The 10,659-nt window shown below is 69.7% G+C and carries 10 protein-coding genes and 1 pseudogene; 7 read left to right on the top strand and 4 right to left on the bottom strand.

From position 1 onward, the window contains the following. Window positions 1-21 precede the first annotated feature (21 nt). Window positions 22-486: an SRPBCC family protein gene (locus BM290_RS46060; protein ID WP_177320190.1), complete on the bottom strand. Its 465-nt coding sequence runs from the start codon at window positions 484-486 to the stop codon at window positions 22-24. A 39-nt stretch (window positions 487-525) separates the two neighbouring features. Then, window positions 526-2,643, bottom strand: a complete 2,118-nt coding sequence (locus BM290_RS46055; RefSeq protein WP_143134222.1) for an MMPL family transporter — start codon at window positions 2,641-2,643, stop codon at window positions 526-528. Between the two features lie 175 nt (window positions 2,644-2,818). Here BM290_RS46055 and BM290_RS46050 point away from each other — a divergent pair, with 175 nt between their 5' ends. The 4 genes from BM290_RS46050 (at window position 2,819) to BM290_RS46035 (ending at window position 7,193) form a co-directional block, all read left to right on the top strand. After that, the gene (locus BM290_RS46050; RefSeq protein ID WP_093622352.1) at window positions 2,819-4,294 is read left to right on the top strand and encodes an alpha/beta hydrolase; all 1,476 of its coding nucleotides are present in this window, start codon (window positions 2,819-2,821) and stop codon (window positions 4,292-4,294) included. A 5-nt stretch (window positions 4,295-4,299) separates the two neighbouring features. Beyond that, a complete protein-coding gene (locus BM290_RS46045; RefSeq protein ID WP_143134221.1) occupies window positions 4,300-5,481 on the top strand; it encodes a sensor histidine kinase in 1,182 nt (393 codons plus the stop codon). Beyond that, window positions 5,478-6,131, top strand: a complete 654-nt coding sequence (locus BM290_RS46040) for a response regulator (protein WP_093622350.1) — start codon at window positions 5,478-5,480, stop codon at window positions 6,129-6,131. Before BM290_RS46045 ends, BM290_RS46040 begins: the two co-directional genes overlap by 4 nt. A gap of 159 nt (window positions 6,132-6,290) precedes the next feature. Then, complete coding sequence (locus BM290_RS46035; protein WP_203779185.1) at window positions 6,291-7,193, top strand: aminoglycoside phosphotransferase family protein; 903 nt, start codon at window positions 6,291-6,293, stop codon at window positions 7,191-7,193. A 90-nt stretch (window positions 7,194-7,283) separates the two neighbouring features. Here the strand turns inward: BM290_RS46035 and BM290_RS46030 are convergent, their stop codons facing one another. Beyond that, the gene (locus BM290_RS46030) at window positions 7,284-7,793 is read right to left on the bottom strand and encodes a hypothetical protein (RefSeq protein WP_143134220.1); all 510 of its coding nucleotides are present in this window, start codon (window positions 7,791-7,793) and stop codon (window positions 7,284-7,286) included. Window positions 7,794-7,955: 162 nt separating this feature from the next. Here BM290_RS46030 and BM290_RS46025 point away from each other — a divergent pair, with 162 nt between their 5' ends. Together BM290_RS46025 and BM290_RS51180 are read left to right on the top strand one after the other, a co-directional pair. Further along, window positions 7,956-9,227: an amidohydrolase family protein gene (locus tag BM290_RS46025; protein WP_203779184.1), complete on the top strand. Its 1,272-nt coding sequence runs from the start codon at window positions 7,956-7,958 to the stop codon at window positions 9,225-9,227. A gap of 63 nt (window positions 9,228-9,290) precedes the next feature. Next, a pseudogene (locus tag BM290_RS51180) lies at window positions 9,291-9,383 on the top strand (NAD(P)-binding protein); the annotation flags it as partial. Window positions 9,384-9,587: 204 nt separating this feature from the next. Here BM290_RS51180 and tnpA read toward each other — a convergent pair. Beyond that, entirely contained in the window at window positions 9,588-10,022 is a 435-nt protein-coding gene (gene tnpA / locus BM290_RS46015; protein WP_093622345.1) for an IS200/IS605 family transposase, read from the bottom strand. 25 nt (window positions 10,023-10,047) lie between these two features. On the opposite strand from tnpA, the gene BM290_RS46010 reads away from it, so the two are divergent. Next, window positions 10,048-10,659 (top strand): RNA-guided endonuclease InsQ/TnpB family protein (locus BM290_RS46010; protein ID WP_143134218.1); only part of this gene is annotated, 612 nt, incomplete at its 3' end.

Raw genomic sequence — 10,659 nt, 5'->3', positions numbered from 1 at the left:
TGCCGTGTGCTGCGTCGCTGATCAGATGCCGGGCCGGTCCACGTCGCCGCGCCAGGCGCCGGTGGCGGTGCCGCGGTTCTCGATGAACTCCTTGAACCGCTTGGCGTCGGCCTTCACCTGGTGGCTGTCGACGCCGACGGCGCTGCCCACCTTCTCCGCGATGCCTTCGGGCTCCCAGTCGAGCTGGATCGTCACCCGCGTCTCGGCGTCGGAGAGGCGGTGGAACGTGACGACACCGGCGTGCTTGGTGTCGCCGCCGACGCTCTTCCACGCCACCCGCTCGTCGGGGTGCTGCTCCGTGATCTCCGCGTCGAACTCACGCGTCTGGCCGGCCACCTTGGTCACCCAGTGGGTACGCCGATCGCCGCCCTGCACGATCGACTCGACGCCGTCCATGAACTTCGGGAAGTCCTCGAACTGGGTCCACTGGTTGTAGGCCGTGCGAATCGGCACGTTCACGTCCACGGACTCGGTAACGGTGCTCACGATGCTTCTCCTCCACTCAAGGTGTCCTCGCACTACCCGTCACAGAGGAGGCGAAACGAGCGCCGCCGAGACCGTCGCCACATCACGGGCCGGGGCTGTGCGGGTCGCGGCGCGCGAGGGCCACCAGGTCCAGCGGCCGCACAGGGTCAGGGCCGCGGGGAGCACCAGGGCGCGGATGACCAGGGCGTCGATCAGGATCGCGGTGGACAGGCCCACACCGAGCTGTTTGAACTCGATGCCGTGGCCGAGGATGAAGATGCTGAAGACCGAGACCATGACGACGGCGGCGCCGGTGACCGTACCGGCGGATTCGGTGATGCCGCGGGCGACCGCCGCCCTGGCCGGGAGTCCTTCGGCGACCAGCTCGCGCATCCGGGTGAGGACGAAGACGTGGTAGTCCATGGACAGCCCGGACAGCACGGCGAAGGCGAACAACGGGATGAAGCTGACCACGTACCCGCCGCCGATGGTCTGGAAGATCAGGGTGATGACGCCGAACGCGGCGCCGGCCGAGAGCAGGTTGCTGATCGTGGTGACCACGGCCAGCACCAGGGACCGGAACGCGACGATGATCACGGCCGAGGTGGCGATCAGGATGAAACCGGCGACCCAGGGCAGCGCCCGGTCGAGGTTGGCGGCGTAGTCCATGTCGGTGGCGGTCTCGCCGCCGACAGCCCAGGTGGCGTCCAGCCCGTGCAGCGTCTCGGGCAGTCGTCGCCGCAGTTCGGTGACCTGTCGGCGGGCTGCGGGCGTGCCGGCTTCGGCGGCGGTGGTCAGGGTCAGCTCCTGAACGCTTCGGTCGGCGGAGGTACGGATGACACCCGCGCCGTCCAGCGCCCGTAGCCGTTGTTCGACGGCGCCCGCCCGGGCCGGGTCGGCGGCCACGACGATCTGGTGGGCGGCCCGGTCGTCGGGGAACGCGGCGGTGATGCGGTGCAGGGTGGCGACTTCGGGGACGGCGCGGGGAAGGGCGCCGAGGTCGGGGGCTCGCAAGGTCATGTCCAGCGCCGGGGCGGCGACGGCGAGCAGTCCGAGGACCACGACGGTGAGGGTGAGCAGTGGGCGGCGCAGCGACGGCCGCAGGACCGCCGGCCAGAACCACGGGGTACGGGTGCTGGTCGCCAGCCGCCACAGGACCGGGATGCGCGGGCGGTCCATGGCCCGGCCGAGTCCGGCGAGCAGCGCCGGCAGCACGGTCATCGAGCCGAGCATGGCGACCACGACGACGAGGGCGGAGTTCGCGGCCAGGGAGGAGAACGTGGCGTCGCGGACGAGGAACAGTCCGAGCATGGCGACGATGACGGCGATGCCGGAGACGAGGACGGAGTGGCCCGAGGTCTCGACGGCGACGGTGACGGCGTCGGTGTGCCCGTGGGACCGGGCGCGTTCCTCGCGGTAGCGCTTGACGTAGAACAGCGAGTAGTCGACGCCGACGGCCATGCCCATCAGCAGCACCATCGCCGACGTGGTGCCGGTGGCGGGCAGCAGGTGGGAGACGAGGGCGGAGAGGCCGAGCGAGGCGGCGACGGCGGACAGGCCCAACAGGACGGGTACGCCCGCGGCGAGCAGCGCTCCGAACACGACGAGCAGGATCAGCAGGGTCACCGGCAGGCTGATCACCTCGGCCCGCCCGAGGTCGCCGGCGCTCAGGGCGGCGAGTCCCTCGGTGAGGGAGGCGGTGCCGGCCTGTTCGATCCGCAGTGCGGGGAACTGGGCGGCGACCCCTGTGGTGGCGGCGCGCAGCGGGGCGAGCCGGTCGGCAGCGGTGTCCGGGTCACCGGACATCACCACCGGCAGCAGCACGGCGCTGCCGTCGTCGGCGGTGATCGGAACCCCGACCTGGGCGACCTCGGCCAGGCCGCTCATCCGCCCGGACGCGGCCGCGGCGGCGGTCCGGGCGAGACCCAGGTCGAGGACGCCGTCCCGAGCGGTGATCAGGACACTCTCGGTCGCCCCGGCGGTCAGGCCCGCGTCACGCAGCATGACCGCGGCCCGCGAGGCCTCGCCCACACCGGTCTCCAGCGCGGTCGCGGTCCGGGCCGGGACGAACGCGCCGATCGCCAGGCAGCCGGCCACGAACGCCAGCCACAGGCCGACAGCGGTCCACGGACGGCGGATGCTCCACCGGGCGACGGCCCGGTTCAGGGAAATCTTCACCGCCACAGCGTCGCGTCCGGACAACCCCGAGTCGTCACACCGCGGAGGGGCCGCGTCTCCCCCGTGAGAGGGAGATCGATCTCCCGCCGCCGATGGGCGTATTCAGCGACCGTGATGTTCACGATGGAGAACGCCCGGCCGGCACACACCATCGTCGAGAACAGAGGACCTGCTGATGAAGGCACGACTCCTGACCGCTCTGATCGCGGTGGCCGCCCTCGCCACGGGTTGCGCCCCGCCGCCCGGCCCGGCCGTCGCACCGGTCGTCCTGACCGCATCGGCGGAAACCGTCGACGCCCTCGTCGACTGTCCCGAACTGCCCGGTCTGCCGACCGCGCGGTGCGGGTCGATCGCCGTGCCCCGCGACCGCGACGCTCCGGCCAACGGCACGATCGACGTCGGGTTCGCGCTGGTCCCGCACACCGACACGACGCGGCCCGGCCTCGGCACGATCGTGCCCAACCCGGGCGGCCCGGGCGGCTCGACCATCGATCTGGCCGGAACCCTGTTCACCGAGGCACTCGCCCCGCTGCTCGACCGGTACGACGTCCTGCTGATCGACACCCGCGGCGTCGGCCGGTCCTCGGCGCTGCAGTGCCCGGCGCTCGACGGCCCGGCCCGGGTCTTCGCCTCCCGGCAACGCCAGCGCGAGCTGATCGGCCGATGCGGTGAGCAGCTCGGCGACAAGATCGGCGACTACAGCACGAACGCGGTCGCCGATGACATCGACACCGTCCGCGCCACCCTCGGGCTGAGCCGGCTCGATCTGCTCGGAGTCTCGTACGGCACCTACCTGATGGCCGCCTACGCTCAGCGTCACCCGGAGCACGTCCGGTCGATCAGCCTGGCCGGGGCGTACGCGGTGAACGTCGACACCACCGGCGAGGTCGGTGCCGCCGCGTTCCGCCGGGCCATGCGCCTGGTCTGCGACCGGACCGGTGAGTGTGACGGCGACCGGGTCCTGACCGACCTGGCCGCGCTGCTGAAACGACTGCGCGCCCACCCGGAGAAGCTGACCGTCGACGGCCACCGGGTCGACCTGGACGAGTGGCAGATGACCACGGTGGCCGGACGGATCTTCGCCAGCCGCCCCGACAGCGGCGCCGCGCTCGCCCTGGCCCGAGCCGCCGCGTCAGCCCGCCACGGCGATCTCGGCCCGGCAAGGGCCCTGGTCCGTACCAGCCTGCATGCCTCGGCGCAGATCTACTCCTACGGCCCGCTCGCGCTGTCCGACGCGCAGGCCTGGGCGGTCACCTGCCACGACTATCCGCGTGACTTCGACTACGCCGACCCGGTCGGCACCCGTGTCCGCGAGTACGACACCGCCCAGGCGCACCTCGACGACGCCGATTTCGCCCCGTTCTCCGCCGCAGCGTGGGTGTCGCGCGCCGACTACGACACCGGCGCCTGCCTGAACTGGCCCGGCGACGCCACCATGACCAGCCCGTTCCCGGCCGGTTCCGCCCTGCCCGACGTGCCGGTCCTGGTGCTCAGCGGTGACCTCGACGCGAACACCCCGATCGAGTCGGGCGACGCCGCGGCCGCCCAGTTCCCCCACGCCACCACCAGGGTGATCGAGGGGGCCGGGCACACCCCGGCCAGCACCCCCGAGGGTGCGGCCGCCATCGTCGAGTTCATTCGTGGTATCTAAAGATCTTGGACGAGAACCGTAAGCTACGCCGCCAGTCCCTGCTCATCGCGTTCGGCTGCGTGATCGGCGACGGCGCCCCGTTCCTGCTCGGCGCCGCCCAGCGCGAGACAGGGCCGGCGGTGTGGCTGGTCGGCGCGGCGATCCTGCTCGCCGACCTGGCCCTCGCGCTACCGGCCCGCACCGCCGGGCCGGTAGCGGTCGTCCACGGCATCGTCCGGTTCGCGGCCGCCGCGGTCCTGCTGGCGGTCACCGGCGTGCACGACAACGGGATCGGCAACTCCACCGGCCTGGTGGTCGCCGGCTACCGGGCCGGAGCCTGGGTCGACGGCTACCGGTCCTGGGTCGCGCTCGCCGCCCTGGCCGCCGGATTGAGCGCCACCCAGGTGCTCCAGGGCTACGACGCGGCCGCCGGCAACATCCTGCTCGCGCTCACCAACACGGTGATCCCGTTCCTGCTCGGCCGGCACACCACCGGGCGCAGCGGCTACATCGCCGAGGTCCAGCGCCGGGCCGAGCAACAGCGCCGGGACGCGGCGCAGGCGCTGACCACCGCGGTCGAGACGGAACGGGCGGACATCGCACGCGACCTGCACGACACCATCTCCCACCATGTCAGCGCTGTCGGGGTGCACGCCGCGGCCGCCCGGCTAGGCATGAAGTCCGGCCTGCCCACCCATCAGGAACGTACGATCGCCTCGCTGGAACAGGTCGAGACGTCCAGCCGGTCGGCCCTCAACGATCTGCGGCGGATGCTGGACCTGCTGCACGGCAACGAGTCCGACGGTGTCCGCCAGCCCGGCCTCGGTGCCCTCGACGACCTGGTCGAGGGCATCCGGCGTACCGGATCCACGGTGAACCTGCGCGTCGACGGTCTCGACCCGCCGGGCCTGCCCAGCTCGCTGAACCTGACCGCCTACCGGACCGTCCAGGAGCTGCTCACCAACGCCCTGCGCCACGGCGACGGCGTCGTCGACCTGAGCATCGTGCAGACCAGGGTCACCCTGCGGATCACCAGCGCGAACACGATCAGCCGCTCGGCGGGGCCGAGTCCGGGCACCGGCCGGGGACTCGACGGCATCCGGCATCGGGTCACCCTGTTCGCGGGGTCCGCCGTCCTCGGCCCGGCGCCGGACACCCCCGGCGTGTGGCGCGCCGACCTGACCTTTCCCATCGAGGAGTCCCGTTGACCACCGTCCGTGTCCTGCTCGCCGACGACCACGAGTTCTTCCGCTCCGGGTTCCGTAACGCCCTGGAGACACAGTCCGACCTGGAATGCGTCGGCGACGTCGGCGACGGCCAGGCGGCGGTCGAGGCGGTCGGCCGCCTCCGGCCCGACGTGGCGGTCCTCGACGTGCGCATGCCGAGACTCGACGGCCTCGCCGCCGCAGAAGCCCTCCGGGCCCGCGGCGACACCACCCGGATCCTGCTGCTGACCACCTACGACGAGGACAGCTACGTCTACCGCGGGCTGCGTGCCGGAGCCAGCGGTTTCTGCCTCAAGAACATGCCGACCGAGGAACTGCTCAACGCGGTACGCGTGGTGGCGCGCGGCGACGCATTGATCGACCCGTCGGTCACCCGCCGTCTGGTGAGCCGATTCGCCGACGCCATGGCCCCCGCCGCCACACCCGCGCCGCCGGATCTGGACCGGCTCACCGAACGGGAACGCGAGGTCCTGCTCGAGGTGGCCCGGGGACACTCCAACGCCGAGATCGCCGCGCGCCTGTACGTGGGCGAACAGACCGTCAAGACCCACGTCTCGCACGTGCTGACGAAGCTGTCCCTGCGCGATCGGGTGCAGGCGGTCATCTACGCCTACGAGAACAGCCTGCTCTGACGACGCGCCGGCACGGCTGATCCGTCGGTTCGTGTCGGTGGGAACGGCTCGTCTGATCGAAGCGTTCGAGCAGGTGGTGTCCCATCGTGCCGCCGCCCTGGACCCCGGCTCCGGCAAACCGGTGGAGGTGCGGCGCCGGACCGCATTACCGTGCCTGTCGTGCCGATCCACGATGACGAAGTCCGTGCCACCGCCGAGCAGGTGCGCCACCTGATAGCCGACCAGTGCCCGCAGTGGTCCGGCCTCGCCGTGACACCCCTGCCCGAGGACCTGGAGGGCACCGACCACGTCCTCTTCCGGGTCGGCGACGCGCTCGTCGCCCGCATGCCCAAGATCGCCTGGGCCGTCGACCAGGCCGATTCCGGCGCGCGATGGCTGCCTCTGCTCGCGTCTCGGCTCCCCGCGCGGATCCCGGTGCCGCTGCACGTCGGTGAGCCGGGCGCCGGATATCCGTGGCGGTGGACCGTGGCGCCCTGGATCGCGGGCAGCACACCTCCCCGGCTCGGCTGCGACGATGCGGTGCTGGCGGGCGAGGTGGCGGCGTTCGTCCGCGCCCTGCACCGCATCGAACCGGGCGACGGCCCGGCCAAGCCGCCGGGCTCACGGGGATCCGCCCTGCGCCACGCCGACGAGGGTGTCCGCCGGGTGCTGCCTCGCCTGGCCGGGCATGACGACGGCTTCGACGTGGACGCGGCAGCGGCGGCGTGGGAGGTCTGCCTGTCCACGCCTGACTGGGACGGAGCCCCCGTCTGGATTCACGGAGATCTGCAGCCCGGGAACCTGATCACCGACGGCGGCCGGCTCGCCGCGGTCATCGACTTCGGCGCGCTCGGTGTCGGCGATCCGGCGCCCGACGTCTCGCCGGCGCTGTGGACCTTCACCGGCGCGGCCCGCGACGCCTACCGCGAGGCCGTCGGCTACGACGACGCCACCTGGCGCCGCGCCTGCGGGTGGGCACTCGCCCCGTCGCTGACCGGCGTCGACTATTACCGGCACACATTCCCCCGCATGGCCGAACACGGCCGCCGCATGGTCCGCGCGGTGATCGCCGAACTCACCTGAACGTGATGGTTCCGCCCGGTCTCCGGCCGGGCGAGGGGCCGCGCATCAGGCAGGCGTTGCCCCGTCCGTACCCCGCCGCGACCCGAGAGGTCACCACCTGGCCAGCGCCGACCGCTCGGCTGTCGTGAAGGTGCGGGCCGGAAGCCGCTTGTTGCGGCATCGGTAATCGGGCCACATGCGCGACGTGCATCGGGAGTTGTGCCGGGCCCCGTTGGCGTGGCCGAGCTCATGGTCGATGATCGACCGCCGCGTATACCAATTCTTGCGGGCGAGTGTGGCCGAGAGGCGGATCTCGGAGTTCTTCCGCCCGTAGGTCCAACTGGTCCAAGCGCCGTGGCCGTTGGTGGCGTTGCTCTGGACAACCCGGATGCAGCGGTATCCGGTCCGGCATCTCCCGAGACGCATGTCCGAGCCGGTGTACCTGTCGACGAACGCGATCGACGAGCGTAGTGCGGAGTCGAACCGTTCACCGACATGTTCCTCGACGTAGACGATCGAGGTTCCCAGCAGGCGCGGCGTGGTCCCGAAGGAGCCGAATTCCGCTGCGACGGCAGGTGAGGTGGTCACGGTGACCGAAGCGCTGGCCAGAACGAGCGTCACGGACACACGGAGAAGTCGGGACGGGTGCATCTTCACGAGGGCGGGGGGCCTTTCCGGATAGGAGAAGGCCGGGCCAATACCCCGACATTGATCGACTTAATCCCGTGCGGCAGCGGAGGGTTCTGCGCGCCCTCCGCGTCGTGCCGCCTGAGCAGCGCATTAATGATCGTCTCAGATTCGCTCGGTACGAAGTGGGTGGCCCCGGCCGGCGGCGCTTCGGCGGGACCGGCCGAGATCCGGACACCACACCACACGAACACGGGAGAGACTGACATGAAGCCCTTGGGACGCCGCAGCTTCCTGACCGCCGCCACGGCACTCGGCATCGGCGCCGGCATCTCCACACATGCCATTGCCTCGGCGGCGAGCGACGACAAGACCCCGGGCCGGGCCCCGGCCCCGAACGCGAACAAGACCGCGGAAATCTACCGGCGAGACCGGGATCTGCCCTTCATCGGCGCGGAGGAGACCTTTTCCACTCCCGCGTTGTTGAAGCTGAACTCCATCAACGAGGATCACATAGCGTTCCTCGAGGAGATCGGTCTGGCCGATCTGGGCGAGCGCCGCATCGACGACATGGACGCGGGGGGACTCGACGTTCAAATCCTCTCCGCCCACACGCCGTCCGTACAGAACGTCCCCGGACGAAAAGGCATCGACTTCGCCTATCGCCTCAACCGGCAACTCGTGGAAGGGCCGATCGCCAAATATCCGGGCCGCTTCAAGGCTTTCGCCACCCTGCCCCTGCAGAGCCCGAAGGCGGCGGCGGACGAACTGGAACGCTCGGTTCGGGAAGACGGCTTCCTGGGCGCGCTGACCAACGGGCACATCGCGAAGAAGTACCTCGACCATCCTGATTTCGAGCCCGTACTGGAACGTGCCGTCGCTCTCGACGTGCCGATCTACCTGCATCCCGGCTATCCGGCCGACGATGTCTTCGACATCTACTACAAGACCACCCGGTCCAAATACACCGAGGAATTCCAGGACTACATTTTCAGTGGGTCCGGATACGGCTGGCACCAGGAGGTGCTGATCCAATGTGTTCGGATGATCACGTACGGCGTCTTCGATCGATTCCCGAAGCTGAAAATAATCATCGGTCACATGGGCGAAGGTCTTCCCTTCTACTACAAGCGAATCATGGAGGACATGGGGGAGCCGACCAAGAACTCGCTCAAGAAGCCCATCGAACAGTACTTCCAGGACAACTTCTGGATCACGACCAGCGCATTCCCGCAAACTGAACTTCTCGATCTCCTGCTGAAGTTCATCAGCGTGGACCGGGTGATGTTCGCGACCGATTATCCGTTCGCGGACATCAAGCAGCAGACCGACTGGTTCCGCGGAGTCGATCTGCCGCGCGCAGACAAGGAGAAGATCGCGTTCCGCAATGCGGAGAAACTGTTCAAAATGAAAGTGCCCGTGAAGTAACGCGTGCGCCGGCGGCAGTAGCGATTATCCATCGACTGACATAACCCTGAAAGAGGGAGCAACATGCGAGTCATGATCATCGGGGCGGGGATCGGTGGGCTGACCCTCGCCCAGGCCCTGCACCACGGCGGCATCGAAGTGTCCGTCCACGACCGCGACCCCCGCGTGGAGGCGACCGGCGGCTACCGCCTGCACCTCGACGACCGAGCGTGTGAAGTCCTGCGCCGCCACCTCAGCCCGCAGCACTACCATGCCCTGCTGGCCAGCTCGGTCTCCCGCGCGACGCTGCAACCGCTACCGGAATGCGGGCCAGTGCTCCGGCCTTCAGGCCGGGGGTGGAGGCCCGCGCTGGGAGGGCTGCTAGGCCCGAGCAGTGCCTTGACCGGGACGGTTCTGCTGGTCGATGTACTGCTTCACGACGCTCAGCGGTGCCCCGCCGACGGAGCCGGCGAAGTACGAACCCGACCAGAGTTTGTTGGCCCGGTAGTAGTGGCGCACGAGGTCGGGGAACTCCTGCCGCAGACGGCGTGAGGAGACGCCCTTGAGGCTGTTGACCAGCCGGGCCACGGCCACCTTGGGCGGGAAGTTGACCACCAGGTGCACGTGGTTGTTCTCACCGTTGAACTCGACCAGCTCCGCCTCGAAGTCGGCGCACACGTCCCGCATGACCTGTTCCATGCGGGTCAGGTGCCGGTCGGCGAACACCTTGTGCCGAAACTTCGTGACGAAAACCAAATGGACGTGCATTGCAAAAACACAGTGTCTACCAGTGCGGATGCCTGCAAGTTCGGCCATAAACCAACAGGTTACAGTGTGTCTCGTGCAGCTCCGTTACAACTTCCGGGTCTACCCGGACGCCGTCCAGCGCGAGGCGCTGGCCCGGTCGTTCGGGTGCGCGCGGGTGGTGTTCAACGACGGGCTGCGCCTGCGTCAGCAGGCCCGCGAGGCGAGCGAGAAGTACATCTCGGACGCGGAACTGTCCCGCCGCCTGATCACCGAAGCGAAGCTCACGCCGGAGCGGGCGTGGCTGGACGAGGTGTCGGCCGTGGTGTTGCAGCAGGCCCTGGCGGACCTGAACACCGCCTACCGCAACTTTTTCGCGTCGATCTCGGGCAAGCGCAAGGGCCGCAAGGTGGCCCCGCCCCGGTACCGGTCCCGCAAAGACAACCGGCAAGCCATCCGTTTCACAAAGAACTCCCGGTTCAAGGTCCTCAACAACGGCCGCCTGCGGCTGCCGAAGATCGGGGACCTCGCGGTCCACTGGTCCCGGACGTTGCCGTCGGACCCGTCATCCGTGGCGATTGTCCGGGACGCGGCGGGCCGGTACTTCGCCTCGTTCGTCGTCCAGGTGACCGACGAGGCGTTGCCGCCGGTCGAGTCCGAGATCGGGATCGACCTGGGCCTGACTCACTTCGCGGTCATGTCCGACAGC

The organism is Actinoplanes philippinensis (genome assembly GCF_900113015.1).
Lineage (GTDB): Bacteria > Actinomycetota > Actinomycetes > Mycobacteriales > Micromonosporaceae > Actinoplanes > Actinoplanes philippinensis.
Note: the sequence above shows the minus strand (reverse complement) of the source record. Positions and strands in the feature narration are given on the sequence as shown.

Bases quoted from the DNA above. Each gene is read 5' to 3' on its own strand.
- BM290_RS46050 (WP_093622352.1), top strand. From the start codon at position 2,819: ATGAAGGCACGACTCCTGACCGCTCTGATCGCGGTGGCCGCCCTCGCC.
- BM290_RS46025 (WP_203779184.1), top strand. From the start codon at position 7,956: ATGATCGTCTCAGATTCGCTCGGTACGAAGTGGGTGGCCCCGGCCGGC.
- tnpA (WP_093622345.1), bottom strand. From the start codon at position 10,022: ATGGCCGAACTTGCAGGCATCCGCACTGGTAGACACTGTGTTTTTGCA.